The following is a 26,232-nucleotide window of genomic DNA, read 5'->3' as shown; positions in this document are numbered from 1 at the left end:
CCCGGAGCTTTCCCGCAATGAACGCCGCCAAGCCGATTCCCGCCCGCATGAAGGGCCTCAACCGCGCCGAGATCTGCGACGTCAATTTCCAGGAGTTCGTGCGCGATTGGAACGGGCAGCGTGATGTCGCGCCCGCGCCGCACGAAGCGATCCTCGATGGCAGCGCGCTCGATGCGAAGGGCTTCCGCGAGCTGTTCGAATCGCAGCTGATTTCGCGGCACCTGGACCTGATGGCGCGCGTGCTGCGCGTGCAGAACAAGGTCTTCTACACCATCGGTTCGAGCGGCCACGAAGGCAACGCGATGGTCGCGCGCCTGACGCGCCATACCGATCCTGCCTTCCTGCATTACCGCTCGGGCGGTTTCATGGCCGAGCGCTTCCGCAAGCTGCCGGGCATGGACCCGATCATGGATTCGGCGCTGTCCTTCGCGGCCAGCAAGGACGATCCGGCCAGCGGCGGCCGCCACAAGGTGTGGGGCAGCAAGCCGTTATGGGTTCTGCCGCAGACCTCGACCATCGCCTCGCACCTGCCGAAGGCGTTGGGCACCGCGTTGGCGATCGAGCAGGGCCCGCGCATCGGCCACGATCTGCCGATTCCCAACGACAGCATCGTGGTCTGCTCCTTCGGCGATGCATCGAGCAACCATGCGACCGCGCAGACGGCGTTCAACGCCGCCGCGTGGACCGCGTACCAGAAGCTCCCCGCGCCCGTGCTGTACGTGTGCGAAGACAACGGCATCGGCATTTCGGTGAAGACGCCGACCGGGTGGGTCGCGCGCAACTTCAAGGACCGCGCGGACCTGGATTATTTCTACGCCGACGGCCTCGACCTCGCCGAAGGCTACGGCCAGGTGCAGGCCGCGGTCGAACACTGCCGACGCACGCGCCGCCCGACCTTCCTGCACCTGCGCACCACGCGCATCATGGGCCACGCGGGTACGGACTTCGAGATCGAATGGCGTTCGATCGAGGAACTGTGCGCGGTGGAAGCCACCGATCCGCTGCTGCGCTCGGCCGCGATCGCGCTCGAATCGGGCCTGATGTCGAAGGACGAAGTGATCGCGCTGTACGAAGCCACCCGCAAGAAGTGCTTCGCCGCCGCCGAGGATGCCGACAGTCGCCCGCGCCTGACGGAACTCGACGACGTCATGAAGCCGCTCGCGCCGTACACGCCCGACGCCGTGCGCGCCGAAGCCGCCCGCGCACCGGACGCCGCGCGCCGCGAGCAAGCCTTCGGCGGCGACGCGAAGTTGCCGGAGAAGCAACCGCCGCGCCACCTCGCGATCCAGATCAACAACGCGCTGCACGACCTGTTCGCGAAGTATCCGCAGGCGCTGCTGTTCGGCGAGGACGTCGCGCAGAAGGGCGGCGTGTACACGGTGACCAAGGGCCTGCAGAAGGCGTTCTCCGGCAAGCGCGTGTTCAACACGCTGCTCGATGAAACGATCATCCTGGGCCTGGCGCAGGGTTACGCGAACATGGGGATGTTGCCGTTCCCGGAAATCCAGTACCTGGCGTACTTCCACAACGCGTGCGACCAGATCCGCGGCGAAGCGGCGAGCCTGCAGTTCTTCAGCAACGGCCAGTACCGCAATCCGATGGTGATGCGCATTGCCTCGCTCGGTTACCAGCGCGGGTTCGGCGGCCACTTCCACAACGACAACTCGATCACCGCGTTGCGCGACATCCCGGGGCTCGTCGTCGGTTGCCCGTCGCGCGGCGACGACGCCGCGACGATGCTGCGTACGATGGCCGCGCTCGCGCAGGTCGACGGCCGCGTGTGCGCGTTCCTCGAACCCATCGCGCTGTACATGGCGAAGGACCTGCACGAAGCCGGCGACGGCGGTTGGCTGACGGACTACCCGGCGCCCACCGAGGCGATGGAACTCGGCGAAGGCCGCGTCTATGGCGATGGCGACGACCTGGTGATCTTCACCTTCGGCAACGGCGTGCCGATGTCGCTGCGCGCGGCGAAGAAGATCGAGGCCCAGCACGGTTGGAAGACGCGCGTCGTCGACCTGCGCTGGCTGGTGCCGCTCAACGAGGCCTTCATCCGCGCGCAGGCGAAGAACGCCAAGCGCATGATCATCGTCGACGAAGGCCGCCGCAGCGCTGGCGTGGGCGAGGGCATCGTCACCGCGATCGTCGAGGGCGGTTACGGTGCGCGTCCGTTCCAGCGCGTGGTCGGCGCCGATACGTTCACGCCGCTCGCGGGCGCCGCGTTCCTGGTGATCCCGTCGGACGAGGACATCGTCGCGGCGGCCGGCCGGCTCGCCGCGCAATAATCAGCGCGACAAGCCCGCGAGCAACGCACGCTCGCGCAGCGGGATGCCGTTCGACACGATCGGCGCATCCGGGCGCTCGACCGGCAACACGGCGAGCGCCACCCAGCCCTCCGCGTTCCGCGCGGTGCTGACGATCTGCCCCAGCGAGGCCACGCCGACCTCGACGTTGGCGCCGACTTCAGGTTCCTGCGCGCATTCGAACAACGTCAGCCCGCGCTTGACCTGCCCGAGGAAGTGCGTGCGCGCGACGATCTCCTGGCCGGGATAACAGCCTTTCTTGACGCTGAAGGCATGCAGGCGATCGAGCGAGAGCATCTGCGGCGTCCACTGTTCGACCTGCGAGGGCGGCAATCGCGGGAACCCCAGCCGCAGGTCGGCCGCGCGCCAGCGCATTTCCGAGGCTTCGTCGCGGGGCGCATCGTCCGAGGACGAGATGCGCAACGTGCGCTTGAGCCCGAATCCGCCGAAGTCGAATTCGATCCCGTCCGCCGGCGTGCCCGCGAAGCTCGCGCCCTGGGCCCTGGGCGGCGCGTCGAACACGCCGCTGGCGTGAAGGTCGTCGCGCACGGTCACCTGCAACTGACGGCGCAGGACGAAGCGCTGCAGTTGCGTCGCCAGCGTGGACGCGTCGGCGTCGGGCACGATGAGCCAAACCATGTCCGGCGCCACGCGCGCCAGCGCGAACAACGCAATGACACGGCCTTTCGGGGTCAGCCACCCGCTCCAGTGCCAGCGCCCGGCGGGCACGGCCTCCACGTCGTTCATGCATTGCGATTGCGCGAATGCGATGGCGTCGCGCCCTTCGAGGGCGATCACGCGGTGGCCGGGGAGGGCGAAAGCCTGGGCGGTCGGGGGTGCGAGGTTGTGGGACATCCGGTGCGGACTTAAACTTCGGGGGTTGTGACGCCGCGAATCATAGGTCAATCCGAACCCGCCACCGACGCCGGAACGCTGCCCGATGGTGCAGCGACGCCGCACGAAGGCACGCAGGTTGTCCCGGCCGACGACACACCCGCACCCACGCGTCCCGTCGAGATCGGCGGTCGCAAGGGTCCGGATCCGGTCCGCTACGGCGACTGGGAAAAGAACGGCCGCTGCATCGATTTCTGATGCCGCGCCGCTGACGATCACGTAAGGAAGGACGAGCCGATGGCGACGCAACGCCCCCTGTCACCGCACCTGCAGGTGTATCGCTGGCAGATCACGATGACGCTGTCGATCATCCACCGCGCCACCGGGGTGGGGTTGACCGTCGGCGCCTTCGCGTTGACCTGGTTCCTGGTGATGCTGGCATTGGGCCCGGAGCAGGGCGCGCATGCGATGGCGTGCGTGGGCTCGCCGGTGGGGCTGTTCTTCGCCTTCGCCTTCTCGCTGTGCCTGATGTACCACTTGCTCAACGGCCTGCGGCACCTGTTGTGGGACATCGGCCGCGGCTACGACATTCCGTCGGTCTACAAGACCGGTTGGACCGTGATCGTGCTGACCGTCGTGTTCACCGCCGCGCTCTGGTTCTTCGCGATGGGGAGGGCCTGAGCCATGACCGATCTTCGTACGCCGCTCGCGCGCGCCCGCGGCCTGGGTTCCGGCAAGACCGGCACCAGCCACTTCTGGGTGCAGCGCGTCACCGCGGTCGCGTTGGCGCTGCTGGTGCCGTGGTTGTTGTGGGTGGTGCTGTCGATGGTGGGCGGCACGTACCAAAACGCCATCGATGTGCTGCACCGTCCCTGGAACGCGATCCTGATGGGCGCGTTCCTCGTCGCGATGTTCTGGCACGCCAAGCTCGGCATCCAGGTGATCATCGAAGACTACGTCCACACGCGCGGTTGGGAAGTCACGCTCCAACTGCTGAATCTTTTCCTGTGCACCCTCGGCGCGATCGCGTCGCTGTTCGCGATCGTCCGCATCGCGCTGATGGCCTGAGCCCATGACCGCTTACAAGATCCAGGAACACAAGTACGACATGATCGTCGTCGGCGCCGGCGGCGCCGGCCTGCGCGCCACCTTCGGCCTTGCGCAGAAGGGCCTGAAGACGGCGTGCCTGACGAAGGTCTTCCCGACGCGTTCGCACACCGTCGCGGCGCAGGGCGGTATCTCCGCCGCGCTCGGCAACATGGGCGAAGACGACTGGCGCTTCCACTTCTACGACACCATCAAGGGGTCGGACTGGCTGGGTGACCAGGACGCGATCGAATACATGTGCCGCGAGGCCATCCCCGCGATCATCGAACTCGAACACCAGGGCGTGCCGTTCTCGCGCACCGAAGACGGGCGCATCTACCAGCGTCCGTTCGGCGGCATGACCACGCACTACGGCAAGGGCATCGCGCAGCGCACGTGCGCCGCGGCCGACCGCACCGGCCACGCGATCCTGCACACGCTGTACCAGCAGTCGCTGGCGCACAAGGCGCAGTTCTTCATCGAGTACTTCGCCCTCGACCTGATCATGGACGAGGAGGGCGCCTGCCGCGGCGTACTCGCGCTCGACATGGCCGAAGGCACGCTGCACCTGTTCCGCGCGCACGGCACCGTGCTCGCCACCGGCGGCTACGGCCGCGCGTACTTCTCGGCAACTTCGGCGCACACCTGCACGGGCGACGGCGGCGGCATGGCGCTGCGCGCGGGCCTGGGCATGCAGGACATGGAGTTCGTGCAGTTCCACCCGACCGGCATCTACGGCGCGGGCTGCCTGATCACCGAGGGCGTGCGCGGCGAAGGCGGCATCCTGCGCAACAGCAACGGCGAGCGCTTCATGGAGCGTTACGCGCCGAATGCGAAGGACCTCGCTTCGCGCGACGTCGTCTCGCGTTCGATGACCATCGAAATCCGCGAAGGCCGCGGCGTGGGCGAGCACAAGGACCACATCCACCTCGACCTCACGCACCTCGACCCGAAGGACATCCACGAAAAACTCCCCGGCATCGCCGAGAGCGCGAAGATCTTCGCGGGCGTGGACGTCGAGAAGGAACCGATCCCGGTCATTCCCACCGTCCACTACAACATGGGCGGCATCCCGACCAACTACCACGGCGAAGTCGTGCAGCTGCGCGACGGCAACCCCGACGCGGTGGTGCAGGGCCTGTACGCCATCGGCGAAGCCGCCTGCGTGTCGGTGCACGGCGCGAACCGCCTGGGCTCCAACTCGCTGCTCGACCTGGTCGTCTTCGGCCGCGCGGTGGCGAACCGCTGCGCCGAAACCATCAAGTCCGGCTCGCCGCACAAGGACCTGAAGGCCGGCGCGTGCGATGCATCGCTCGCCAACTTCGACAAGCTGCGCCACGCCAACGGCTCGCTGCCGACGGCGGAAATCCGCAACAACATGCAGCGCGCCATGCAGGCCGACGCCGCGGTGTTCCGCACCGGCCAAACGCTGGCCGAAGGCGTGGCGAAGGTGCGCGACATCCACGCCTCGTTCGCCGACGTGCGCGTCAGCGACCGTTCGCTGGTGTGGAACTCCGACCTGGTCGAAACGCTGGAACTGCAGAACCTGCTCGGCCAGGCGCTGACCACCATCGTCTCGGCCGAGAACCGCACCGAATCCCGCGGCGCCCACGCGCGCGAGGACTTCCCGGAACGCGACGACGCCAACTGGCACAAGCACACCGTGTGCTGGGTGGACGATGCGGGCGCCACGCGCATCGACTACCGCCCGGTGCACATGTACACGCTCAGCGACGACGTCGAAGTCGTGCCGCCGAAGCCGCGCGTCTACTGATCGAGGGAACGAGACACCATGGCTGAATTCACGCTCCCGAAGAATTCCAAGATCGGCAAGGGCCGCCACTTTCCCGCGCCCAGCGGCGCGAAGAACGTGCGCACCTTCAAGGTCTATCGCTGGAACCCGGACGACGGCAAGAACCCGAGCGTCGACACGTACGACGTCGACCTCGCCACCTGCGGCCCGATGGTTCTCGACGCGCTGATCAAGATCAAGAACGAGATCGACCCGACGCTGACGTTCCGCCGTTCGTGCCGCGAAGGCATCTGCGGGTCGTGCGCGATGAACATCGACGGCACCAACACGCTGGCGTGCACCCGCGCGATCTCCGACTGCACGAAGGCCGAAGTGCCGATCTACCCGCTGCCGCACATGGCGGTGGTGAAGGACCTGGTGCCGGACCTCACGCACTTCTACGCGCAGTACGCGTCGATCAAACCGTGGCTGCGCACGCAGACGCCGGCGCCGGACCGCGAACGCCTGCAGTCGAAGGAAGACCGCGCGCTGCTCGACGGCCTCTACGAATGCATCCTGTGCGCGTGCTGCTCGACGAGCTGCCCGAGCTACTGGTGGAACGGCGACCGTTACCTCGGCCCGGCGATCCTGTTGCAGGCCTACCGCTGGATCATCGACTCGCGTGATGAAGACACCGGCGCGCGCCTGGACGACCTCGAAGACCCGTTCAAGCTCTACCGCTGCCACACGATCATGAACTGCGCGCGGACCTGCCCGAAGGGCCTGAATCCCGCCAAGGCCATCGGCGAGATCAAGAAGCTGATGCTGGCGCGTCGCGGCTGATCGCCATGGTGGACGCGGAGATCCTCAAGCCCGCGTTCGCCCTCGTCGGCCTGACGGTCGTCGTGTTCCTCCGCATGTACTGGCTGCGCCTGTCCGAGATCCGGCGCGGGCGCATCGACGCGCAGGCCGTCGCCACGTCGGCAGAGATGGCGCGCCTGCTCAGCGACACGCGCGCGGCGGACAACTTCCGCAACCTGTTCGAACTCCCGGTGTTGTTCTACGCGGCCGTGTTCGTGGCGGTGACGATCGGCCGCGCGGACCACGTCTCGCTCATCCTCGCCTGGGCCTTCGTCGTGCTGCGCATCGCGCACAGCGCCGTGCATTGCACGTACAACCGCGTGATGCATCGCTTCGCGCTCTACGCCGCGGGCGCGGCCGTGCTGTTCGCCTGGTGGGGTTACCTCGCGGCCGGGATCGCCTGGTGAACGACGACGTCGAAATCCGCAAGCTCAAATGGCGCTGCCGCCGCGGCATGCGCGAGCTGGATCAATTGCTGGAACGCTGGCTCGATACGTCGTGGCGGCAATCGGGAACGGCGGACCGCGCAACGTTCCTGCGCCTGCTGGACAGCGAAGACGACCGACTGTGGAAGTGGTTCCTCGGCCACGAGGACGCACCCGATGCGGAACTGCAATCGCTGATCGAGCGGATCCGCACGCGCTAGAGCGCACGCCCATCGTAGTTGTGCACCGGAATCGTCGAAAGATCGACGCCGTCCAGCACGCGCAGATTCACCGCGGCCACCGGATTCCCCTTCGGATCGTTCGCCTCGCCGAACACATGGATCCCGCACTTGTCGCAGAACCGATGCTGGATGTGGTGCTTGTTGAACGTGTAGGTGGCCATGTCCGCTTCCGGTGTCTTCAACACCAGCTTCTCGCGCGGCACGAACCACAACAGCGATCCGCGCTTGCCGCACATCGAGCAATTGCACGCCAGGCCGCTGTCGATCTCGCCCTCGACATCGAAGGCCACCTGGCCGCATTGGCAGCTACCGGAATACTGCATGGACGTGCTCCTCGGATCGGATCGACGCATGCTGCGCGTGGGGAGCGCATCGTACAAGTCCCTTCCGAATCCGGCGCCGAAGGGGCCAATCGCGTGCCCGGCCTAACGCATTTTTGACCCCCGGCGCCGCCGCGCGGAGTACGGTCCGACGTTCCGCCCACGCAGGAGGTCGCATGACTGCCCCCAAGATCCAGCCGTGCCTGTGGTTCGACAAGAACGGCGAAGAAGCCGCGCGGTTCTACGCCGACACGTTCCCCGACTCGAAGATCATCAGCATCGGCCGGGCGCCGGGCGACTATCCGGACGGCAAGCAGGGCGACGTGCTGATCGTCGAACTGACGATCTTCAAGATGCCGTTCCTGCTGTTGAACGGCGGGCCGCAGTTCAAGTTCGACGAAGCGGTGAGTTTCCAGGTCGCCACCGACGACCAGGCGGAGACCGACCGCTACTGGAACGCGATCGTGGACAACGGCGGCCAGGAGAGTGCGTGCGGCTGGTGCAAGGACCGGTTCGGCCTGTCGTGGCAGATCACGCCGCGCCGCCTGACCGACCTGATGCACGAAGGCGGCGAGAAAGCGCAGCGTGCGTTCGCAGTGATGATGGACATGCGCAAGATCGACATCGCCACCATCGACCGCGCCGTGGCGGGGCTCTGAGCACAGGCGCCATGACGTTCCGGTAACCGCGCATCGTGCATCACTGCGCCTTCGCAGAATCCGGAGGCGCAGATGACCACCACGTACACCGTCGGCTACCTCATCGGTAGCCTCGCGAAGGCCTCGATCAACCGCAAGCTGGCGAAGGCGCTCGTGAAACTCGCGCCGCCCGAACTCGAGATGCGCGAGATCCCCATCGGCGACCTGCCGCTCTACAGCTACGACTACGACGCGGACTACCCCGAGGTCGCGCGCAAGTTCAAGCAATCCATCGCCGACGTCGACGCCATCCTGTTCGTCACGCCCGAATACAACCGGTCGATCCCGGGCGCATTGAAGAACGCGATCGACTGGGCGAGCCGCCCGTGGGGGCAGAACTCCTTCGCGCGCAAGCCATCGGGCCTGATCGGCACCTCGCCCGGCGCCATCGGCACCGCGGTGGCGCAGCAGCAACTGCGCGGCGTGCTGTGCTTCTGCAACTCGCCGCTGATGAACACCGTGGAGGCGTACATCCAGTTCAAGCCCGGCCTGATCGACGACGAAGGCGTCGTCAGCAACGACGACACCGCGGAATTCCTGCGCAACTACCTGTCCGAGTACGCGCAGTTCGTGAAGCGCGTGCTGACGGTGTTGCCGCGCGGCGGTTGATCAACCGCCCGGCGAACCCGCCCGCGCCAACACTTCCATCAACATCGCCACGGCTTGACGAGATGGAAGTCGAGCCCTGCTTCCCGCGAGGCCGCGTGGTCCTGCGGTTGCCCGTAACCCGACAACGCCGCGAGCACGCCCGCGCGCGCGCCGAGGCGCTGGCGGATCTCGCGTGCGAGTTCGTGGCCGGTGATGTCGGGCAGCCCGATATCGAGGAACGCGACCTGCGGCGGTGATTCGATGATGGCGTTCAACGCATCCCCGGCGCGATGGAACACGCGCGCGCGATGGCCGAGTGCTTCCAGCAGTACCTGCAACGTTTGCGCGGCATCGACGTTGTCGTCGACGACCACGACATCGAGCGTGGCGCCGGCCCCGTCGATGCGATGCGCGTGCGTGTCCTCGGCGACAGGCGGGGCCTCCACGCGCGGCAGGCAGATGGTGAAAACCGCGCCCTGGTCGCGGCCATGGCTGTCGGCAGTGATCGTGCCGCCGTGCAGCGCGACCAGGCTGCGCACCAACGCCAATCCGATGCCGAGCCCGCCCTGCGTGCGATCCGGCGAGCGGTCGGCCTGCGTGAACAGGTCGAAGATGCGCGGCAGCAGCGCCGGTTCGATGCCTTGCCCGTTATCGCGGATGCGCACGCGCACGTGGCCGTCGTCGCTTTCCGCGTCGAGGTGGATCTCGCCGCCCTCGGGCGTGTACTTCGCGGCGTTGTTCAACAAGTTCGCGAGGATCTGTGTGAGGCGCGTACGGTCGCCGTGCACCCAGAGGGCGCGCGCGGGCAATCGCGTGCGGAGAGCGTGGCCGCGCGCATCGATGAGCGGTCGGACCTGTTCGATCGCGCTGATGACGATCGCCTTGAAGTCGACGGTTTCCAGATCGAGATGCACGAGGCCGCGCGTGACGCGCGAGACGTCGAGCAAATCGTCGACCAACTCCGTCATGTGCCGCACCTGCCGCCCGATCACATCGCCGGCCGCGCGGATGCGCACCGGATCGGACGAGAGCTTGAGCAACTGCGACGCAGTGCTGATCGGCGCGAGCGGATTGCGCAATTCGTGCGCGAGCATCGCGAGGAATTCGTCCTTGCGCTGGTCCGCGTCGCGCAACGCGCGTTCGCTGCGCTCCAATGCATCCTGCGCGATCCGGTGTTCGTGGATGTCCGTCGCCGTGCCGAGCCAGCGCAAGATGCCGCCATCGTCGCCGCGCACGGGCACGGCGCGCACCAGCACCCAGCGGAAGTCGCCGGAGTGGTGGTGCAGGCGCATCTGGATTTCGTAATCCTCGCCGGAGTCCAGGCTGCGGCCCCAGCGCGCCCATGCACGCACGCGGTCGTCCGGATGCACGACTTCCGCCCAACGCTGGCCTTCGCCTTCGCCCGGGATCAGCCCGGTGAACTCGTACCACTGGCGGTTGTAGTAATCGTTGAACCCGTCGGGCAACGCCGACCACACCATCTGCGGCATCGCGTCGGTGATGGAACGGAAGCGCGCCTCGCTCGCACGCAGATCGGCTTCGGCGCGCACTCGGTCGCTGATGTCGGTCTGCGCAACAACGGCGCCTGCGAGTTCGCCATCGGCCAGACGCACCGGCGTGGCCTGCAGCAGCAACGTGCGCCGGGGGTGATCGTCGAACGGTTGGATCTCGACGATGTCGCCGCGCACGACTTCCCCACGCAAGGCGCGCGACAGCGCCCAATCGTCGGGTGCCACTTGTTGGCCGCGACGCGTCGAATCCTCCGCCCACCAGCCCTGGCGCTCGCCATATGCGGCGACATCGCCAGACGTCGGATGCATGCCCCAGATCTCGCGATTGGCGGCGTTCACGCGAATGATGTCGCCCTCGTTGTTGGCGAGCGCGACGCCGGAGGGGAGGGAGTCGATGACCGCTTCCAGGCGCAGGCGCTCGGTTTCCACCAGGCGTTCGGCCGTGGCCTGGTTGGTGATGTCGGTGCCCTGGATGAAGATGCCATCGACGCGGCCGTGATCGTCGACGATCGGCTGGAACACGAAGTCGACAATACGGTCGGTCATTTCGCCATCGTTCCCGCGCACCAGGCCGACGGGGATGCGATTGCCGATGTACGGCACGCCCGTGTCGTACACCTGCGTGAGAATGTCGATGAACTTCTGGTCGAGCTCCGGCAGCGCGGCGCGCACCGACAGCCCGACGATGTGCTGCCGCCCGACGAACTCCAGGTAGGCGGGATTCGCGATCTCGTAGATATGCTCGCGCCCCAGCGTGACCGCCACGAAGCCCGGCGCCTGTTCGAACAACGAAATCAGCCGCTGCATCTGCGCAATGCGCGTGCGCTCGGCGATCACGCCCGCCGTAGTCTCCGTGCACGCGCAATACATGCCGGCGATGTCGCCCTGTTCATCGGTGACCGGCGAATAGGAGAAAGTGAACCAGGTCGGCTCGTCGTAGCCCTTGCGCCGCATGAGCAGCGGCAGGTTCTCCATGTAAGTCGCCTCACCGGCCAACGCACGACGCGCCAACGGGCCGACGTCCTCCCAGATCTCCGACCAGATCTCCTCGAACGGCAACCCCAGCGCGAACGGATGCTTCGCCCCGAGGACCTCGACGTACGGATCGTTGTAGAGGAAGCCCATCGACGGCCCCCAGGCGACGAACATCGGGAACTTCGACCGCAGCATCAGGCTCACCACGCTGCGGAGCGACTGCGGCCAAGACTCCGGCGCCCCCAGCGGCGAACCGGACCAATCGTGGGAGCGCATGAGGGCTGCGACCTCGCCGGGGGCGTCGAGGAAGCGCAGGTTGGTGTCGGGGGTCATGGGGCGAATCTGGGGCAGGGCAGCGCACAGTATGCGGATGGCGCGGTGCGTGCCTTGTCACGGCGTCGCGACGGGGTTCATCAGCCGCTTGTCCTTCCGTGGCGTTATGCTTCCCGGCGGGCCCGCATGGGGACGGCGCCCGGGGAATGAATCAATGAAACTTCGGCTCATGGCGCTCGCATCCGTGCTGGCGCTGCTCGCAGGTTGCGGCGGTGGCGCTTACACGGGGGCCGGCACCAAGTCGCTTCCGCCGGCGGAGGTCGCGGTGCTGGAACACGAGCACCCCGAGGCGAGCCACTTCGTCATCTCGCACGTCGACGGCAAACGCCGTGGCATCGGCCTCTTCAAGGAATACGTCCTGACGCCGGGCGAACACGCCATCCGCCTGACCGGCGGCGTGCGCGTCGACGCCGCAACGTCGCTGATCGCCGAGAAACCCGTGGAAGTCGTGTTCAACGCGGAGGCAGGGAAGCGCTACCTGATCGACGCCGGCTTCGACGTACCAGGCAAGGCCTGGGGTGCGTTCGTGATCGACAAATCCACCGGCAAGGTCGTCAGCACCAGCCGCTCGGTTCTGGAATAAGGGAGAAAGGGATCGCCATGCTCAATTGCCCGCACTGCAACGAACGCACCATCAGCCCGATCAAGAAGCTGTTCCTCGGGCCCATCTTCGAACACCGCTGCCCGTCGTGCCGCAAGCACTGGGGCATCTCGCAATGGTCGGTCGTGGTGGCCGCCGTCGCCGCGGCTTCGTATTTCGGCTTCCTGATGGTCGCCAATCCGTCGCGGCAGGTCGCGCAGATTGGGATGGTGGGGATGATGGTCGCGGTTGCGTTGGCGTTGGTGTTCGTCGTGCCCGTGGTTCGCAAGTAACGGAAGGTCAAGCAGAAGGAATCGGGAAATGACACCTGATGCAGTCCATGCGTTCATTTCCCGCCGCTACCCGCAGCTGACTTCCGAACGACGGACCAATCCCGACGGTTGGTCCTTCTTCCTTGGGCCCGCCACCGGCGGGCCGGCGTCGAACAGAATCTTTCGCGTGGTGGCCAACGCGCCCAATCTGCCGTCTCGGTTGAAGCTTTCCGTCACTTCGCGGCTCACCTCCGATTTCGAAATGACGTTTCGCGGTGATGAGGTGGAACTCGAGGCTTTGATCGAGCGTGAGTTGCAATTGTTCCAGGCACACTTCGGCGAAACTTAGCGCCCCGCATACCGCAACCTGCTGGCGTGCTTGAGCGTGCCCTTCTTGTAATACGCATCCGCCCAGCTATTGTCCTCGGCCAGCGGCCGCACCTCTTTCAGCTTCAGCAGCTTCGCGTAATAGCGAAACCGGTAGTGCTCGTAGAAGCGCAGGATCTCGATGCCGTAGCGGTCCGCCAGGTCGGTATCGCCGCGGATGATCAGGAAGTTCTCGTCGTTGCTTTCGCTGGCGGGTTTGCTGAGGTTGTGGCTGCCGCTGATGATCACCGGGTGGTCGGTGGTGAAGTCCACGACGACGGCCTTGGTGTGCACCAGCAAGTTGCCGCGCTGCCCCTTCAGGCCTTCCTTCACCCAGCCTTCGAGGCCCTTGGAGAGCAGGGCGGGCGTGGTGAATTCCGCCGTGCGATCGGCGTGGTAGCCGGTGATGCGGCTGGCGGTGTTCTGCAAGCCGTAGCGCAGGATGGGGTCGTTGTCGCCGCCGAGCAGCGCGTCGAGGATGCTCTCCGGCAGCTTGAACGCGGTGGCGAACAGCAAGTCCGTCTGCGCGCCGTTGATCGTGCGCACGAACTCCGCCAGGTCGGCGCCGCCCTTGCGCGGTGAGAAGCCGCAATAGAGCGCGGCGTCCTCGTCGATCAGGTTGTTTTCCGAAATCCACTTCCGTGCCGCCGGCACATCCGCCGGGCTGCTCCAGACCTGCTCGAACAACCCGAGGTACTTCGATGCCGCCTCCGTGTCCTCGGCCACGTGCACGACATTGGCCTGCCGATAGACGCCGTTCTCGGTGAAGTTGGTGCTGCCGCACAGTACCGCCTTCGGCTTGCGCGCCCCCGACGACGCGGACAGCTTGCTCAGCACGATGAACTTGTTGTGGAAGATCTTCGACGTGATCCGCCCCCGCTTGCACGCCTTCGGCAAGCCCTTGAGGCTCTTCTCGTTCTGTTCGGTCTGCTCGTCGTTGGCCTTGGCGTGATAGATCACGCGCACGTTGACGCCGCGCTGGTGCGCCTGCTTCACCGCATCGACGATGGCCTTGAGCTCGTACTCGTAGATCGCCACGTCGAGCGCCCACGTCTCATCCTTGGCGCGCGCGATGAACGCCAGGATCCGATCCAGCAACCCATGCTGCAGCCAGTTGCGCGGCTCCTCGGGCCAATCTTCGATCGGGATCGACTTCTTCTTGGTCAGTTCCTTGTTCCATTCCTTGAAGCGATTCTCGAAGCCCTGGCTCGCTGCGACCGCGCGGTTGAAGATCACCCGATGATTCTTCGGGTGCCCGTCGTCGGTGGTGAGCTTCACGCTCAGCGGATCGTGCAGTTCGATGAAATCCGGACTGCCGTGCACCGGGTGCACGCGATACGTGCACGTCGTGCCGGGCTCGATGGAGTAATCGGCCCAACGGAACTTCTGGATCGGCGCCAGGTTCGACTCCGTCGCCCTCCACTCGGGCCGGGTATGCGCGCGGCCCGGGAACGTCAGTCCGTTGAACATCCACTGCCAATCGCCACCGGTTTCCTTCTTCTGGATGGCGAAGCCGAGGAAATCCTTCGCGGGCTTCTTCGTGATGTCGAACGCCAGCAACACACCGTTGGTGCCCGCGTAGGCTTTGACGCGGAACGAGTCGTCGTCGTTGCGCTTGAGGACGCGCATGGGGTGTCTCCTGCCGGCGGAGTGCCGGATGACACACGCTGCAACGCCGCACTTGCGCCGAGGCGGACAGCCGCTTGTCCGGCGGCTACCGGAAGGAGACAAAGCGAATGTCGTGCACGTCGTTCGAACCATGCGTACCGACCAACGGTCTTCCGGAAGCAGACATGCCCCGCGTTCGTTCTCTCTGTCGAATTGTCGGCGAGGAGGGCGTTGCCATGCACGCGCGCATAGCGTCGTCGATCGGGCTGCTGAGTCCACGCCACCGTGCGAGTAGCTTCGTGCTGGGTGCGACGCTGTTGCTGGGTTGCGTGGCCTCGGGACAAGAGCCCCCAAAATCCCTGGTCGTCGAACCAGGCGACGTAGTGGATCAAGCCGGCATCGTCACCGGCTCGTTCAAGTTGATCGCCGGGTACGACGTTGGTGCGCACCACATCGGCATTCCCTCGGAAGGGTATGGCGGCGCGTGTCTGATGACGGACTTCGGTGGGCCGCACGAGGCTTGCTCGACACAGGACGATTGCCACGTTCCGCCGCAACTCCCGGGCGGTCAATCAGAGTGCTTGGCCGCGAACGAGCACGCACAAACGATGAGCTGCTGGTACAAATCCGAAGACTGGTGCGTCAAGCGCCCGCCGCCACCGATCGGTGCATCGCCGCCGCTGGAAGTGAACAAGACGATGTCGTTGCCGAAGGTCCAGGGCGGCATCCACACTGCGGCGTTGCACAAGGGCAAGAACGCAAGCTGGATGGTCGTCGCGTGCCTCAACGGCATCGACGCGGCGAGTGGGAAGTCCGTGCCCGATTGCGGGCGAGGCGGGCCTCAGAAGCTCATGCAGCTTGGGAAGCAGAAGCAGGTGAAGGGGCGGGGAGCGTCGCCGCCTTGAAGCACCAGGCGCGCGGATACACGGGCGATCACGTTGTCATTCGGATAGAGGCGTCATCGCAGTGCGTACGCGGAAGATGCATGCAGCCTTGAGCGCCACTTCGCTCGAAACGCTTGGACCCTTCCATACGCACGTCCAAGGCCGCTTGTGGCTTCCTTGCTCTGTTGCTGCCATAACCGGACAGTGGTGCGTTCGCCGGTCTCGATTACGACTTCTCAGGAGAAAATGATGAGGGAGCTGAAAGCTATCGAGGTGTCCCAAGTGCATGGAGGCGCGGGAGTCTCCGGGGAAACGATCGGCTGCGCATTTGGTGGGGCAATCGGCGTCAGCTTGGGCGGTGCGTGGGGTGGGGCGCTTGGATGCATCGGCGGGGCGTACTTTGCAAACAACTGGAACGGTTGGGTCGGGGACGCATTCGGCAGCCTCAACCACGCTGCATTTGCGCTCTGAATTTCCGGTTCCGAGCGGGCGCTGGGCCTCTCGGAGCTCTTCGAATGGGTGACACACCATGAAAGAGCTACTTCAGGCGCTTGTCGTGGGAACGGCGATCGTGATCGCCTCATTTCCCCTCAAACTGCTGGTGTCTGATTCGGCATTCATTTGGTGCCTCGCGATCGTCGCAGGACTTGCGAGCGCCGGTGCCAAGCGATGGGTGCGCGCAAAGGACTCGTCGCCGCCTGAAGACGATGCCGCTTAGCGCGAGACGCGAAGGCAACGGCGCCCGATGGTCGCCGTTGCCGACGGCCGCATCGCATTCAATTTGCGCAAGCGCGTTGCTGCTTCGGGCGACTGGCAGCGCGGTCCACGGTATTGTCTGTCGGCGCGGAAGAAGCGAACTGGATCGTACTCATCACCGCATCCATCTCCTTCGACAGATTGGCGAAGCACCAACCGATGGCATCAGGTGCCAGGCGTGCGTTCTGCACGCTGGCGGGCGTGCCGCTTTCGGTCAGGTGCGCCATCAGGCGGATGAAGTAGGCGATCTGCACCAGTTGGAAGTGCGTTGGCTCGGGGATGGAGAGGACGGCGGGCGCGGAGCGGGCGTCGCGGACAACTTTAGTCATGGCAACCTCTCGGACGGGAATGACTTGCGCCGCGGGTGCAGGCGGACCCGAGGTGACTTCGTACTACAGGCGATCGGACCGGCCTGGCCAAAGTTCGCTTTCGACCCAAAGAGGACATTGGCTCATGCGGGGCCGGTCGTTCATCATTGGCCTCGCTCCCAATATCGACAAGCCGAAATGAACCTTTGCCGTGTTTTCGTGCTTTCCCTGGCAGGACTCGCATGCTCGCTCGGCGTCAGCGCGAGTGACCGGAAAGCTCTGGTTGAATTAGATCATCAGATCGTGGGGCCAGCGTTGGAGACTTGGTCTTTGCGACTTGAAGCAAACGGCAAGATCGTCGAGGAGCGCTACGACGTCTCTAAGAAGCCTTATCTCTGGGTGGAGACGCGGTGCAAGCTCTCGAAGATCGATTCAGAGCGAGCGGTTGAAGCTTCGCGGCAACTCTTGAGTACGTTACCTATGACGGTCGACCAAGGTCGGGCCATCGCCTTTGATGGCCCATCCAAGCGGCTGATTGTTCGACAGGGAGATGACGTTCTTACGTCGTCTTGGTATTCCTCGGACGACAATAGTCCCTCTGATGAGGCTCAAGCGTTTGTGCGTACTTGGGAGAACGTCCAAGCTTTGCTGATGTGCGCCGCTAAGAAGTAACGCGCTGTCGTGACTGTGAATCAAGTCGGAAATGTCCGCTTCTGGCCGAAAGCGGACATCGGCGATGACCGCTCTCACCCGATTTCATCCAAGCGCTGACACCCATGACTGACAGGTTTGCAGACGTCGAGGAGCCGAGATCCCGCATCGCCGTTGGCATACTGGCCGCGGTTCTGATTGTCGGCGTGTTCCTGCTTTTTCGTTGGTCTGGCTCGGAGCCGCGGCGGCTGGTAGGCGTCGTCGAGTCCACCGGAAGCATTTCGGTCGCGAAGATTCAGGGCGGGACACGCGAGGAGGCTGCAGTTCGCTTGGCGGACGGCACCCTTGTCCTTGCCCATGTCGTTTCCGGTGGGCCCCTTTCGGAAGGAGACAGGGTGTTGCTACTTAAGGCGCAAAGACCCCTGGGCGGGCCGGTGTATCAAGTCGTCGGCAAAGAGTCCCATCGCTGAGCGCTTGTCCGCTTTTGGCCGAAAGCGGACACTCAGACGCAGTTGGCCCAGAAACGACGAAGCCCCGGACAACGCCCGAGGCTCAATCAAAGATCGCGCTTGTTGTTGCGCCAGCGGCGGCGTCGGGTGTGACGCGAAGGGTGCCATAGGCTCCCCCGGCTGCGCCGTCCACAACGGTGCCGAAGTCCTCTAATGTCTCCCCTAAGGTCGCGCCTAAAATCAGCCGTAATGCACTGATTTATAGGGGCCTACATGGGGTGGTGCCGGAAGTGGGACTCGAACCCACACGCTTTTAAGGGCGGCGGATTTTGAGTCCGCTGCGTCTACCGATTCCGCCATTCCGGCGCGGAGGGGAAGTATAGCCGTGCTTGCCGTTCTTCAGAACCCGCCGTAGCGGGCCATCGCGGCGGCGAGGACGAAGATCAGCGCGACCAGGGCCAACTCGACGCGCAGGATCGTCCGCATCTTCGCCAGCTCTCCGGCTTCCGGCACGAACGCGGGCTGCGTCTTCTGCATCTTCCGCCAGCGCACGAATCGCAGGGTCGGGAGGATCGACAGCAAGCCGACCAGCACGAACGCGCCGATCTTCGCGTGGAAGTAGGGGTTGTGGAGGTAGAAGTCGGGGCCTTTCACGCCGAGGAACACGCGGCACAGGCCGACGACGAGCAGCAGGCCTGCACACATGCCGTAGCCGCCATCGAGTTTGGCCAGGCGGGGAATGGTGTCGGCGGTCAGGGGGCCGCGGAGGAGGTTGGCTTCGGCGACCAGCATCGCGACGATGCCGAAGACGAGGAGGTGGTGGAGGGCGGCCAGGCCGAGGTCGGTCGCCATCCGGTCAGGCCGCTTCGTCCGTTTCGAGGATTGCGCTTTCGCGGACGAACCATTCGTCCTTCACGTTGGCGAACTTCGAGCAGCATTCCATCGGCGCTTTGTAGATGTGCAGCGAGATGGCGATCTGGTCGGGGCTGGCGTTGCGGATGGTGTGGTACTCGTGCGGCGGGATCAGGCTGCCGGCGCTGCCGGGGCCGGCATGCATGCCGCCGGCGGCACGGAAGCGGTAGCGGTCGCCTTCGCGGGCCAGCAATTCGTATTGCACGATTTCGAGCGAGCCGTCCCACACGCCTTCCACGCACCACAGGCCGGAGTGGTCGTGCAGCGGCGTGCCCTGGCCCGGGCCCCACGTCATGCAGACGATGCTGTAGCCGTGCTCGGGGCTGCGATAAAGCTCGCGGCGGGCGTAGTGGTCGGTGATCGGCTCGTGCACGCAGTCGGGCAGTTGCACGTCGCGGTCGCGGATCATGCGGCACAGGGCGTCGCGCAATGCGGCGGTGACCTTGTGCTCGTCGTCGTGCTCGACGGCCGCATCGACCGCGGCCACCAGCTTGGCGCGGCCCGGGAAGTCGACATCCGGACAGCAGGAGGCGTCGTGGGCGGCGGGAGACGCGTTCATGGCGTTGGGCTCGAAGGGCGGCGGCGGACGCCGGGAATTGTACTCAGAGGGTCGACAGGAAATTGCGAACCGCCGGCCCGAAACGCGCGATATCCACCAGGAACGCGTCATGGCCTTGCGGCGAGGGCAGGGGCCGGAAGTCGGCGTCGGCGCCCGCGGCCCGCAGGCCGTCGGCCACCTGTTGCTGCTGTTGCAGGGGGAAGAGGATGTCCGTTTCCACGCCGATGGCCAACGCACGGTCCACCCGGATCCGGCCGAGGCCGGTGTCGACGTTGCCGTCTCCGTACTCGGCGAGATCGAACCAATCCATCGAACGGCTGAGGTAGAGGTAGCAATTGGGGTCGAAGCTGCGCACGAAACGGCGCGCGTGGCCCTCGAGGTAGCTCTCCACCTGGAACTCCAGGCCGAAGGGATCCTCTTCATCGCGGTCGTCCGAATCCAGGCGCACGCGGCCGAAGCGCCCGTCCCATTCCAGCGCCGAGCGATACGTGATCACGCCCAGCTTGCGCGCCATGCGCATGCCGGCGTCTGGGTACAACTCTTCGGTGTACTCGCCGTGGTTCCAGTGCGGGTCCAGGCGGATGGCTTCGCGCTGCAGCGAGCGGATCGCGATCGAGAACGGCAACGCACGCGCGCTGCCCGAGATGTTGATGTGCGAACGCGCGGAGCCCGGATGCAGCATCAGGTACGCGAGCGCGACCATGCCGCCCATCGAGTTGCCGACGACGCACGCGAGCGTTTCGACGCCGAGGCCCTTGACCACTTCGAATGCCGCATTCGCACCGTCTTCCACCGCGAGTTCGGGGAATGCGAGTCCATACCGCTCGCCGGTCTCCGGGTTCACCGATGCGGGGCCGGTGGAGCCTTTGCAGCTGCCCAACGAGTTCGTACAGATGACGAACCAACGGTCGGTGTCGATCGGCTTGCCGGGCCCGATCATGTCTTCCCACCAGCCGGCTTCACCGTTCGCGTCGTTCTTCGCGGCGTGCGCATTCGGCGACAACCCGGTGAGCACCAGCACCGCGTTGTCGCGCGCGGCGTTGAGCGTGCCCCAGGTTTCGTACGCCATGCGCGCGTTGCGCAGTTCGCCGCCGCGTTTCATCGCGAAGGGCGAGGGGAGGTCGTGGAAGCGCGTGCCGGGGGGGATGAATTCGGTCATGCGGCGCAGTTTACTTCGCGAGCTTCACTTCGGAAGGACGGCGCGCCGCGTGACGTGGTGTGGTGCCCCTGTCGCTCCGCGGGAGCGGCATCCTGCCCACCGAGTCGCGAGCGCACGGCCATCCATGGCCGTGCTCTGGTGCACCACACCACGTCACGCGGCGCGCCTCATCGCATTTGATGTGTCGTCCCCTTCGGTTTGCATGGACCCGTCGGAGAGGGAGCCGGGAGGTCACCGAGGAGGACGTCAAACGAATCGCGGTGAGCCTCGGCGTGCGGCGTGAGGGGTTTCCCGAAGCGCGGCCATGGATGGCCGCGCGCTCGCACGTCGGTGGCCATGGATGGTCTTCCGCCGGGCGATCGGCGGAACCCCTCACGCCGCACGTCGAGGCGTCGTTCCGAAGAGACGTACGCAATTGCTCTGGATCCCTGCTTCCGCAGCGATGACAGCTACTCGCGAACGGTGCCGATCGTCAGGTCGACCGGCTTGTCGGCCGGGAGTTTGACTTGCACGGGGGCGGACTCGAGGTCGCCGGCGGCGCCGATGGCGTTGCCGCTGGTGGAGATGCGGGCGATCACCTCGACGTCCTTCAGCGCGGAGAGCTTGGCCGTCGGCATCGGGCTATCGCCGTCGTCGAGCGTGATGTCGAGTGGGAGGTCGGCGAGCGTGTGGCGTTCGACGGCCACCGGCATCGGCGGGCCGCCGGCGGCGCGTGCGATGACGAAGACGGTGGCGTCTCCGCGCAGGCGGGCGCGTGCGGCGAGGTCGGCGTCCAGCGCGACGCGGACGCGCAGGGCGTTCGGCGTGGCCGGGGTCGCCGGTTCGGGCAACGGCTGCATGCCGGCGGCGACGCGCGCTTCGTTGATCTGCGCGCGCAGCGAGGACTGCGTGGACGCGTCGACCATCGCCAACAACGGCTCCCACGTCTTCGCTGCTTCGGCGTCCTGGCCCTGCTGGCGCTGCGCGATGCCGAGGAACCAGCGGGCGCGCTGGTGCTGCGGCTGCACCTGGATCGCGTCGCGCAACATCGTCACAGCGGTGATGTCGAAGCGGCGGTCCTTGTCGGCGAGCGCGCGCGCTTGCGCGGCTTCGACGAGCAGGTCGGGGTCCTTCGGCGTCAGGTTCACCGCGTGCGCGAAGGCGTCGCGCGACTCAGCGAAACGCTGGTTGTTGCCCAGCACCTGGCCGAGCAGGCGCCAGCCTTCGGCGTTGTCGGGGTTCTTCGCCAGCTGGCTTTGCAATTCCTTGATCGCGTCGTCCAGCGTTTCGGGCATGGCGACGTTTGCCTTTGCGTCCAGCGCCGCCGGCGTGCCGACGATGCGGTACAGCGCGACGGCCGAGAGGCTCACGCAGACCGCGATGCCGAACACGAGCCGTTGCGAATCGCGCCACAACGGCCGCACGAGCACCGCGACGACGATGAGGACGAGCACTGCGCCCGCGATGGCGAACTGCAACGTGGGCGACATCACCACTCCTGGTCGGGTTCGTCGGCGACGGGCGTCGACACGGCGCGCTTGCGCACGATGCGCGCGATGACGAAGCCGCCCGCGAGCAACAACAGCGCCGGCCCGAGCCACAGCAGCCACGTCTTCTGTTCCATGCGCGGCTGGTACAGCACGAACTCGCCGTAGCGCGCGACGAGGAACTCCTTGATCTCGGCGTCGCTGCGGCCTTCGCGCATCAGGTCGAGCACTTCCTTGCGCAGGTCGAAGGCGATCTGCGCGTTGGAATCGGCGAGTGATTGGTTCTGGCACATCACGCAGCGCAATTCCGACACCAGTGCGTGGAAGCGCTTTTCTTCGGCGGCGTCCTGGAACTGCAGCGGGGCGACGTCGGTGCCGACTTGCGCGTGCGCCTGCGGCGCGGTGAACGCGGCAGCCAGCGTGAGCAGCAGTGCGAGGAGGAGCTTCATTGCTTGCCCTGCGGGTCGATGGTGTCGAGCGCGGGCATTAACTCGCTCTGGATCAGCGCGTCGGTCAGCGGGCCGACATGCTTCCAGCGGATCGTGCCGTTGGCGTCGACCAGGAAGGTTTCCGGCGCGCCGTAGATGCCCCAGTTGATCGCGGACTTGCCCTCGATGTCGGTGATCACCAGCCAGTACGGATTGCCGAACTGGTCGAGCCAGCGCAGGGCATCGGCGCGATCGTCCTTCCAGTTGAAGCCGACCAGGCGCACGCGCTTGGTTTCGGCGAAGCGCGTGAGCACCGGATGTTCGTCGCGGCACGACGGGCACCAGCTGCCCCAGACGTTTAGCAGGAACGGCGCGCCCTTGAGGTCGTTGAGCGTGACCGTGCGGTCGGGTTCGTGCAGCACCGGCAGCGCGAATTGCGGTGCGGGCTTGTCGATCAGCGGCGAGGGCAATGCTTCGCGATCCGGGTTGCGGCTCAACCAGACGCCTGCGCCGAGCAGGAGTGCGAGCGCGGCGAAGATCACGAGCGGGAGGAAGCGGGAGGCGGGAGTGGTCATGCGGTCGCCTCCACGCGGCGGAAGCGTTTGTCCGTGGCGGCGATGAAGCCACCGATCGCCATCAGCAACGCGCCGAGCCAGATCCAGCGCACGAAGGGTTTGATGTGCACGCGCACGGCCCATGCGCCGCCGCCGAGTGGTTCGCCGAGGGCGACATACAAGTCGGGTTGGAACAGGCCGGGGCGGATCGCGGCTTCGGTCATCACCTGACCGCCGCTGGCGTAGCGCCGCTTCTCAGGATGCAGCGTCAGGTGCGCGTCGGTGCAGTGTTCGATGACTTCGACGGTGCCGCGGTCGGCGACGTAGTTCGGGCCCTGCAACTGTTCGACGCCCTGGAACTCGAAGCAATCGGCGCCGATCTGGATCGACTGGCCCGGGCGCAATGCGGCTTCCTTCTGCTGCGCCATGCCTTCGACCAGCAACGCGCCGACGAGGAACACCGCGATGCCCGCGTGCGCGAACGTCATGCCGAGCATTTCGGCCGTGAGCTTGCGGCCCGAGGATTGGAAGCGCGTCCACAGGAAGCGCACCGTGCCTGCGGCGACCCACGTCGCGCCCGCGAGGCCTGCGGCCACTTTCCACGGGCCTTGCTCGGCGAGGAAGAACGTCGCGATGCCGATGCCGATCGCAAGGCCGGCCCACGGAATGAGCATCGCCATCGGGCGCGAGGCTTGTTCGCGCTGCCACTTCGTCAGCGGCCCGAACGGCAGCAGCAACACCAGCGGCGCCATCAACAGCGTGAACAGCAAGGCGAAGTAGGGCGGGCCGACGGAAATCTTCCCGAGGTCCAGTGCGTCCGCCAGCAGCGGATACAACGTGCCGATCAGCACCATCGCGCAGGCCGTGGAGAGCAGCAGGTTGTTCGCGAGGAGCAAGGTTTCGCGCGAGGTGGCGGCGAAGGGTGCGCCGTCGTTCTCGCCCGGCGCGCGCAGGGCATACAGCAGCAGCGAGCCGCCGATCACCGCGCCGAGGAACATCAGGATGAACAAGCCGCGCGTCGGATCGGCGGCGAACGCGTGCACGCTGGTCAGTACGCCCGAGCGCACGAGGAAGGTGCCGAGTAACGAGAGCGAGAACGTGGCGATGGCGAGCAGCAGGGTCCAGCCGCGGAAGCTCCCGCGCTTTTCCGTCACCGCCTGCGAATGCAGCAGTGCCGCGCCGGCGAGCCACGGCATGAAGCTGGCGTTCTCCACCGGATCCCAGAACCACCAGCCGCCCCAGCCGAGTTCGTAGTACGCCCACCACGAGCCGAGTGCGATGCCGAGCGTGAGGAAGCCCCACGCGACATTCGTCCACGGGCGCGTCCAGCGCAGCCAGCGTGCATCGACGGTGCCGCCGAGCAACGCGGCGATGGCGAACGCGAACGGCACGGAGAATCCGACGTACCCGAGATACAGCATCGGCGGATGGATGATCATCCCCGGGTCCTGCAGCAGCGGGTTGAGGTCGCGGCCTTCGATCTGCGCGGGCAGCAGGCGCTCGAACGGATTGCTGGTGAACAGCAGGAACGCGAGGAACCCGACGGCCACCAGGCCCATCACGCCGAGCACGCGTGCGATGACTTCAGGCGGCAGGCGTTGCGAGAACCGCGCGACCGCCGCCGTCCACACCGCGAGGATCAGCGCCCACAACAGCAGCGAGCCTTCGTGCGCGCCCCACACGGCGGTGTAGCGATAGACCATCGGCAGCAGCGTGTTGCTGTTCTGCGCGACGTAGCGCAGCGAGAAATCCTGCGTGACGAAGGCTTCGGTCAGCAGGCCGAATGCGAGCGCGACGAGCGCGAGTTGCAGATACGCGGCAGGCCGCGCAACTGCCATCCACGAGGCGCGCGCCTTCTGCGCACCGGCGAGCGGAAGGATGCCCTGCAGCGCGGCGACCAGCAGCGCGAGGACGAGGGCGAGTTGTCCGAGTTCGGCGAGCACTTAGCGCGTGCCTTCGGCGGGCGTCGCGGCATCGGCCGGGTTGGTGTCGACTTCGTGCTTGCGGTGCGCCTTGCCCATCTTGTCGGCGACTTCCTTCGGCATGTAGGCCTCGTCGTGCTTGGCCAGCACTTCCTCGGCGACGAACGTGCCGTTGCGCATGCGCCCCGTGGCGACGACGGCCTGCTTCTCGCGGAACAGGTCGGGCAGGATGCCGGTGTAGACGACGGGCATCTGCGCGTCGCCGTCGTCGACGTTGAAGTGCGCTTCCATCGAGCCTTCGGCGCGCTTGAAGGAATTGGCGGCGACCATGCCGCCGAGGCGGATGCGCGCTTGTCCCGACGACACCGCGTCGCCCGCACGGCCGTCGAGGATCTCCGCCGGCGTGTAGAGGTAGGTGACGTTGCGGCCGAGCGCGGTGACGACGAGGCCGACGGCGATCGCGGCGGCGACCAGCAGCGCGATGACGTACCAGAGGCGGCGCTGGCGGGTGGGGTTCATTCGGTTTCGGTCCTGCTCAAGGTGTCGACGTTGGGGCGCGGTTGCTTGCGCGTGGCGCGCAAACGCGCGGCGCGCAACTGGCGCGCGATGTCGATGCGCGGGGCGATGAAGTCCCACAGCATCACGACGAAGAAGACGGCGTACGCGCCGATGACGTAATTCATGTAGCTCATCGCGCGCGCTCCTCTCCGGAGGCCATGCGCACGACCCAGTCCTTGCCCGATTCGCGGCGCAGGTTGTCGGCGCGCGCACGCGCCAGCAGCGACCCGACGAACCAGAACTTGGTGGCGATGATCATCGCGAACAGCGGCGGCAGCATGCTCGAATCCATCTTCGACCCGCCGAGCAGGCTGATCGTCTGCCCCTGGTGCAGCGAATTCCACCAATACACCGAGTAGCGGATCACCGGCAGCAACGCGACGCCGACGATGGCGAGCAGCCCCGCGGCGCGCGCGGCCTGGCGGCGGTCGTCGATCGCGTGGTACAGGCCCATCACGCCGAGATACAGGAACAGCAGTACGAGCTCGCTGGTCAGACGCGGGTCCCAATCCCACCACGTGCCCCACATCGGCTTGCCCCAGATCGAACCGGTGGCCAGCGTGATCACCGTGAACGCGGCGCCCGACGGCGCGCATGCCATCGCGAGGATCTCGCACAGCTTGATGCGCCAGATCTGCGCGATGGCCGCATAGAACGCCATCAACCCGAACACGAACAGGCTCATCCAGGCGGCGGGCACGTGGATGTAGAGAATGCGGAACGAGTCGCCCTGCTGGTAGTCGGCCGGCACGTTGAACAGCGCGGCCCACAAGCCGTACGCCATGACGAGCACCGCGAGGATGTATGCCACCGGCGACCAGCGCGCGGCGAAGCGGTCGAAGTAGGGCGGCGAGCCGAGTTGGTGGAACCAGCGGACGAGCGGATGCATGCG

The 26,232-nt window shown here is 66.1% G+C and carries 31 protein-coding genes, 1 tRNA gene and 1 pseudogene; 17 read left to right on the top strand and 16 right to left on the bottom strand.

The genetic code is table 11. The features are described 5' to 3' along the window. The first annotated feature begins 17 nt into the window (after positions 1-17). Positions 18-2,285 (top strand): thiamine pyrophosphate-dependent enzyme, encoded by a 2,268-nt coding sequence (locus LF41_RS01345; RefSeq protein ID WP_036164718.1) that lies wholly within the window; start codon positions 18-20, stop codon positions 2,283-2,285. Here LF41_RS01345 and ygfZ read toward each other — a convergent pair whose 3' ends face one another. Then, on the bottom strand, positions 2,286-3,158 hold the full coding sequence (ygfZ, locus tag LF41_RS01340; protein WP_036164715.1) for a CAF17-like 4Fe-4S cluster assembly/insertion protein YgfZ: 873 nt from the start codon (positions 3,156-3,158) through the stop codon (positions 2,286-2,288). It lies immediately after the preceding gene. Positions 3,159-3,311: 153 nt separating this feature from the next. On the opposite strand from ygfZ, the pseudogene LF41_RS17315 reads away from it, so the two are divergent. The 7 genes and pseudogenes from LF41_RS17315 to LF41_RS01305 all read left to right on the top strand — a co-directional run. Then, positions 3,312-3,395, top strand: a pseudogene (locus LF41_RS17315) (DUF1674 domain-containing protein); the annotation flags it as partial. 39 nt (positions 3,396-3,434) lie between these two features. Next, entirely contained in the window at positions 3,435-3,818 is a 384-nt protein-coding gene (gene sdhC, locus LF41_RS01330) for a succinate dehydrogenase, cytochrome b556 subunit (protein ID WP_036164709.1), read from the top strand. A gap of 3 nt (positions 3,819-3,821) precedes the next feature. Continuing rightward, positions 3,822-4,205 carry a succinate dehydrogenase, hydrophobic membrane anchor protein gene (gene sdhD, locus LF41_RS01325; RefSeq protein WP_036164706.1) on the top strand — a complete coding sequence of 128 codons (384 nt, stop codon included), beginning with the start codon at positions 3,822-3,824 and terminating at the stop codon, positions 4,203-4,205. Between the two features lie 4 nt (positions 4,206-4,209). Beyond that, positions 4,210-5,997 carry a succinate dehydrogenase flavoprotein subunit gene (gene sdhA, locus LF41_RS01320; RefSeq protein ID WP_036164702.1) on the top strand — a complete coding sequence of 596 codons (1,788 nt, stop codon included), beginning with the start codon at positions 4,210-4,212 and terminating at the stop codon, positions 5,995-5,997. An 18-nt stretch (positions 5,998-6,015) separates the two neighbouring features. Beyond that, positions 6,016-6,798, top strand: a complete 783-nt coding sequence (locus LF41_RS01315; RefSeq protein WP_036164700.1) for a succinate dehydrogenase iron-sulfur subunit — start codon at positions 6,016-6,018, stop codon at positions 6,796-6,798. A gap of 5 nt (positions 6,799-6,803) precedes the next feature. Continuing rightward, entirely contained in the window at positions 6,804-7,223 is a 420-nt protein-coding gene (locus tag LF41_RS01310) for an MAPEG family protein (protein WP_036164697.1), read from the top strand. Next, complete coding sequence (locus tag LF41_RS01305) at positions 7,220-7,462, top strand: FAD assembly factor SdhE (RefSeq protein WP_036164694.1); 243 nt, start codon at positions 7,220-7,222, stop codon at positions 7,460-7,462. The genes LF41_RS01310 and LF41_RS01305 overlap by 4 nt, the downstream gene beginning before the upstream one ends. Here LF41_RS01305 and LF41_RS01300 read toward each other — a convergent pair. Beyond that, the gene (locus tag LF41_RS01300) at positions 7,459-7,806 is read right to left on the bottom strand and encodes a GFA family protein (protein WP_036164691.1); all 348 of its coding nucleotides are present in this window, start codon (positions 7,804-7,806) and stop codon (positions 7,459-7,461) included. The genes LF41_RS01305 and LF41_RS01300 overlap by 4 nt on opposite strands. A gap of 173 nt (positions 7,807-7,979) precedes the next feature. Between LF41_RS01300 and LF41_RS01295 the strand changes: the two genes are divergently transcribed. After that, positions 7,980-8,462 (top strand): VOC family protein, encoded by a 483-nt coding sequence (locus LF41_RS01295; protein WP_036164688.1) that lies wholly within the window; start codon positions 7,980-7,982, stop codon positions 8,460-8,462. A 72-nt stretch (positions 8,463-8,534) separates the two neighbouring features. Further along, the gene (locus LF41_RS01290; protein WP_036164685.1) at positions 8,535-9,110 is read left to right on the top strand and encodes an NADPH-dependent FMN reductase; all 576 of its coding nucleotides are present in this window, start codon (positions 8,535-8,537) and stop codon (positions 9,108-9,110) included. 38 nt (positions 9,111-9,148) lie between these two features. On the opposite strand, the gene LF41_RS15910 is transcribed toward LF41_RS01290, so the two are convergent. Further along, positions 9,149-11,908 carry a hybrid sensor histidine kinase/response regulator gene (locus LF41_RS15910; RefSeq protein ID WP_052116019.1) on the bottom strand — a complete coding sequence of 920 codons (2,760 nt, stop codon included), beginning with the start codon at positions 11,906-11,908 and terminating at the stop codon, positions 9,149-9,151. Positions 11,909-12,062: 154 nt separating this feature from the next. Here LF41_RS15910 and LF41_RS01280 point away from each other — a divergent pair, with 154 nt between their 5' ends. From LF41_RS01280 to LF41_RS01270, 3 genes are read left to right on the top strand one after another with little or no spacing between them, the layout of a single operon-like run. Beyond that, positions 12,063-12,491 carry a hypothetical protein gene (locus LF41_RS01280; RefSeq protein ID WP_152599824.1) on the top strand — a complete coding sequence of 143 codons (429 nt, stop codon included), beginning with the start codon at positions 12,063-12,065 and terminating at the stop codon, positions 12,489-12,491. Between the two features lie 17 nt (positions 12,492-12,508). Then, positions 12,509-12,781, top strand: coding sequence for a hypothetical protein (locus LF41_RS01275; protein WP_036164678.1), 273 nt, complete (start codon positions 12,509-12,511; stop codon positions 12,779-12,781). 28 nt (positions 12,782-12,809) lie between these two features. Further along, positions 12,810-13,109 (top strand): hypothetical protein, encoded by a 300-nt coding sequence (locus tag LF41_RS01270; RefSeq protein ID WP_036164675.1) that lies wholly within the window; start codon positions 12,810-12,812, stop codon positions 13,107-13,109. Here the strand turns inward: LF41_RS01270 and LF41_RS01265 are convergent. Next, a complete protein-coding gene (locus LF41_RS01265; RefSeq protein WP_036164671.1) occupies positions 13,106-14,755 on the bottom strand; it encodes a phospholipase D-like domain-containing protein in 1,650 nt (549 codons plus the stop codon). The genes LF41_RS01270 and LF41_RS01265 overlap by 4 nt on opposite strands. 164 nt (positions 14,756-14,919) lie before the next feature. On the opposite strand from LF41_RS01265, the gene LF41_RS01260 reads away from it, so the two are divergent. Beyond that, the gene (locus LF41_RS01260) at positions 14,920-15,639 is read left to right on the top strand and encodes a hypothetical protein (protein WP_152599823.1); all 720 of its coding nucleotides are present in this window, start codon (positions 14,920-14,922) and stop codon (positions 15,637-15,639) included. A 508-nt stretch (positions 15,640-16,147) separates the two neighbouring features. After that, positions 16,148-16,336 (top strand): hypothetical protein, encoded by a 189-nt coding sequence (locus LF41_RS01255; RefSeq protein WP_036164666.1) that lies wholly within the window; start codon positions 16,148-16,150, stop codon positions 16,334-16,336. 58 nt (positions 16,337-16,394) lie between these two features. Here the strand turns inward: LF41_RS01255 and LF41_RS01250 are convergent, their stop codons facing one another. Next, the gene (locus LF41_RS01250) at positions 16,395-16,703 is read right to left on the bottom strand and encodes an XAC0095 family protein (RefSeq protein WP_036164663.1); all 309 of its coding nucleotides are present in this window, start codon (positions 16,701-16,703) and stop codon (positions 16,395-16,397) included. 177 nt (positions 16,704-16,880) lie between these two features. On the opposite strand from LF41_RS01250, the gene LF41_RS01245 reads away from it, so the two are divergent. Next, the gene (locus tag LF41_RS01245; protein ID WP_036164660.1) at positions 16,881-17,354 is read left to right on the top strand and encodes a hypothetical protein; all 474 of its coding nucleotides are present in this window, start codon (positions 16,881-16,883) and stop codon (positions 17,352-17,354) included. A gap of 104 nt (positions 17,355-17,458) precedes the next feature. After that, positions 17,459-17,803, top strand: coding sequence for a hypothetical protein (locus LF41_RS01240; protein WP_036164657.1), 345 nt, complete (start codon positions 17,459-17,461; stop codon positions 17,801-17,803). 258 nt (positions 17,804-18,061) lie between these two features. Here the strand turns inward: LF41_RS01240 and LF41_RS01235 are convergent. From LF41_RS01235 to LF41_RS01185, 11 genes are all read right to left on the bottom strand, one after another. After that, positions 18,062-18,148 (bottom strand) — tRNA-Leu (locus tag LF41_RS01235). Between the two features lie 33 nt (positions 18,149-18,181). Further along, complete coding sequence (locus tag LF41_RS01230; RefSeq protein ID WP_036164654.1) at positions 18,182-18,634, bottom strand: DUF2214 family protein; 453 nt, start codon at positions 18,632-18,634, stop codon at positions 18,182-18,184. 4 nt (positions 18,635-18,638) lie between these two features. Next, complete coding sequence (locus LF41_RS01225; RefSeq protein WP_052116018.1) at positions 18,639-19,253, bottom strand: cysteine dioxygenase family protein; 615 nt, start codon at positions 19,251-19,253, stop codon at positions 18,639-18,641. Positions 19,254-19,296: 43 nt separating this feature from the next. Then, positions 19,297-20,412 (bottom strand): homoserine O-acetyltransferase MetX, encoded by a 1,116-nt coding sequence (gene metX, locus LF41_RS01220; RefSeq protein WP_036164652.1) that lies wholly within the window; start codon positions 20,410-20,412, stop codon positions 19,297-19,299. Between the two features lie 449 nt (positions 20,413-20,861). Further along, complete coding sequence (locus LF41_RS01215) at positions 20,862-21,881, bottom strand: tetratricopeptide repeat protein (protein ID WP_036164649.1); 1,020 nt, start codon at positions 21,879-21,881, stop codon at positions 20,862-20,864. After that, on the bottom strand, positions 21,881-22,327 hold the full coding sequence (locus tag LF41_RS01210) for a cytochrome c-type biogenesis protein (RefSeq protein ID WP_036164646.1): 447 nt from the start codon (positions 22,325-22,327) through the stop codon (positions 21,881-21,883). Before LF41_RS01210 ends, LF41_RS01215 begins: the two co-directional genes overlap by 1 nt. Next, positions 22,324-22,881, bottom strand: a complete 558-nt coding sequence (locus LF41_RS01205) for a DsbE family thiol:disulfide interchange protein (protein WP_036164643.1) — start codon at positions 22,879-22,881, stop codon at positions 22,324-22,326. Before LF41_RS01205 ends, LF41_RS01210 begins: the two co-directional genes overlap by 4 nt. Further along, positions 22,878-24,803, bottom strand: a complete 1,926-nt coding sequence (locus tag LF41_RS01200; protein WP_036164640.1) for a heme lyase CcmF/NrfE family subunit — start codon at positions 24,801-24,803, stop codon at positions 22,878-22,880. The genes LF41_RS01205 and LF41_RS01200 overlap by 4 nt, the downstream gene beginning before the upstream one ends. Continuing rightward, positions 24,804-25,301 carry a cytochrome c maturation protein CcmE gene (gene ccmE, locus LF41_RS01195; protein WP_036164638.1) on the bottom strand — a complete coding sequence of 166 codons (498 nt, stop codon included), beginning with the start codon at positions 25,299-25,301 and terminating at the stop codon, positions 24,804-24,806. Further along, a complete protein-coding gene (locus LF41_RS01190; protein ID WP_036164636.1) occupies positions 25,298-25,474 on the bottom strand; it encodes a heme exporter protein CcmD in 177 nt (58 codons plus the stop codon). Before LF41_RS01190 ends, ccmE begins: the two co-directional genes overlap by 4 nt. After that, positions 25,471-26,229 carry a heme ABC transporter permease gene (locus LF41_RS01185; RefSeq protein ID WP_036164633.1) on the bottom strand — a complete coding sequence of 253 codons (759 nt, stop codon included), beginning with the start codon at positions 26,227-26,229 and terminating at the stop codon, positions 25,471-25,473. Before LF41_RS01185 ends, LF41_RS01190 begins: the two co-directional genes overlap by 4 nt. Positions 26,230-26,232: the final 3 nt, after the last annotated feature.

The sequence above is a fragment of the Lysobacter dokdonensis DS-58 genome (genome assembly GCF_000770795.1).
Classification (GTDB): Bacteria; Pseudomonadota; Gammaproteobacteria; order Xanthomonadales; family Xanthomonadaceae; genus Noviluteimonas; species Noviluteimonas dokdonensis.
Note: the sequence above shows the minus strand (reverse complement) of the source record. Positions and strands in the feature narration are given on the sequence as shown.

Excerpts from the sequence above, each read along its gene's own strand:
- LF41_RS01345 (WP_036164718.1), top strand. The coding sequence starts at position 18 with ATGAACGCCGCCAAGCCGATTCCCGCCCGCATGAAGGGCCTCAACCGC.
- ygfZ (WP_036164715.1), bottom strand. The coding sequence starts at position 3,158 with ATGTCCCACAACCTCGCACCCCCGACCGCCCAGGCTTTCGCCCTCCCC.
- sdhC (WP_036164709.1), top strand. The coding sequence starts at position 3,435 with ATGGCGACGCAACGCCCCCTGTCACCGCACCTGCAGGTGTATCGCTGG.
- sdhD (WP_036164706.1), top strand. The coding sequence starts at position 3,822 with ATGACCGATCTTCGTACGCCGCTCGCGCGCGCCCGCGGCCTGGGTTCC.
- sdhA (WP_036164702.1), top strand. The coding sequence starts at position 4,210 with ATGACCGCTTACAAGATCCAGGAACACAAGTACGACATGATCGTCGTC.
- LF41_RS01315 (WP_036164700.1), top strand. The coding sequence starts at position 6,016 with ATGGCTGAATTCACGCTCCCGAAGAATTCCAAGATCGGCAAGGGCCGC.
- LF41_RS01310 (WP_036164697.1), top strand. The coding sequence starts at position 6,804 with ATGGTGGACGCGGAGATCCTCAAGCCCGCGTTCGCCCTCGTCGGCCTG.
- LF41_RS01300 (WP_036164691.1), bottom strand. The coding sequence starts at position 7,806 with ATGCAGTATTCCGGTAGCTGCCAATGCGGCCAGGTGGCCTTCGATGTC.
- LF41_RS01295 (WP_036164688.1), top strand. The coding sequence starts at position 7,980 with ATGACTGCCCCCAAGATCCAGCCGTGCCTGTGGTTCGACAAGAACGGC.
- LF41_RS01290 (WP_036164685.1), top strand. The coding sequence starts at position 8,535 with ATGACCACCACGTACACCGTCGGCTACCTCATCGGTAGCCTCGCGAAG.
- LF41_RS15910 (WP_052116019.1), bottom strand. The coding sequence starts at position 11,908 with ATGACCCCCGACACCAACCTGCGCTTCCTCGACGCCCCCGGCGAGGTC.
- LF41_RS01280 (WP_152599824.1), top strand. The coding sequence starts at position 12,063 with ATGAAACTTCGGCTCATGGCGCTCGCATCCGTGCTGGCGCTGCTCGCA.
- LF41_RS01275 (WP_036164678.1), top strand. The coding sequence starts at position 12,509 with ATGCTCAATTGCCCGCACTGCAACGAACGCACCATCAGCCCGATCAAG.
- LF41_RS01270 (WP_036164675.1), top strand. The coding sequence starts at position 12,810 with ATGACACCTGATGCAGTCCATGCGTTCATTTCCCGCCGCTACCCGCAG.
- LF41_RS01265 (WP_036164671.1), bottom strand. The coding sequence starts at position 14,755 with ATGCGCGTCCTCAAGCGCAACGACGACGACTCGTTCCGCGTCAAAGCC.
- LF41_RS01260 (WP_152599823.1), top strand. The coding sequence starts at position 14,920 with ATGCCCCGCGTTCGTTCTCTCTGTCGAATTGTCGGCGAGGAGGGCGTT.
- LF41_RS01255 (WP_036164666.1), top strand. The coding sequence starts at position 16,148 with ATGAAAGAGCTACTTCAGGCGCTTGTCGTGGGAACGGCGATCGTGATC.
- LF41_RS01250 (WP_036164663.1), bottom strand. The coding sequence starts at position 16,703 with ATGACTAAAGTTGTCCGCGACGCCCGCTCCGCGCCCGCCGTCCTCTCC.
- LF41_RS01245 (WP_036164660.1), top strand. The coding sequence starts at position 16,881 with ATGAACCTTTGCCGTGTTTTCGTGCTTTCCCTGGCAGGACTCGCATGC.
- LF41_RS01240 (WP_036164657.1), top strand. The coding sequence starts at position 17,459 with ATGACTGACAGGTTTGCAGACGTCGAGGAGCCGAGATCCCGCATCGCC.
- LF41_RS01230 (WP_036164654.1), bottom strand. The coding sequence starts at position 18,634 with ATGGCGACCGACCTCGGCCTGGCCGCCCTCCACCACCTCCTCGTCTTC.
- LF41_RS01225 (WP_052116018.1), bottom strand. The coding sequence starts at position 19,253 with ATGAACGCGTCTCCCGCCGCCCACGACGCCTCCTGCTGTCCGGATGTC.
- metX (WP_036164652.1), bottom strand. The coding sequence starts at position 20,412 with ATGACCGAATTCATCCCCCCCGGCACGCGCTTCCACGACCTCCCCTCG.
- LF41_RS01215 (WP_036164649.1), bottom strand. The coding sequence starts at position 21,881 with ATGTCGCCCACGTTGCAGTTCGCCATCGCGGGCGCAGTGCTCGTCCTC.
- LF41_RS01210 (WP_036164646.1), bottom strand. The coding sequence starts at position 22,327 with ATGAAGCTCCTCCTCGCACTGCTGCTCACGCTGGCTGCCGCGTTCACC.
- LF41_RS01205 (WP_036164643.1), bottom strand. The coding sequence starts at position 22,881 with ATGACCACTCCCGCCTCCCGCTTCCTCCCGCTCGTGATCTTCGCCGCG.
- ccmE (WP_036164638.1), bottom strand. The coding sequence starts at position 25,301 with ATGAACCCCACCCGCCAGCGCCGCCTCTGGTACGTCATCGCGCTGCTG.
- LF41_RS01190 (WP_036164636.1), bottom strand. The coding sequence starts at position 25,474 with ATGAGCTACATGAATTACGTCATCGGCGCGTACGCCGTCTTCTTCGTC.
- LF41_RS01185 (WP_036164633.1), bottom strand. The coding sequence starts at position 26,229 with ATGCATCCGCTCGTCCGCTGGTTCCACCAACTCGGCTCGCCGCCCTAC.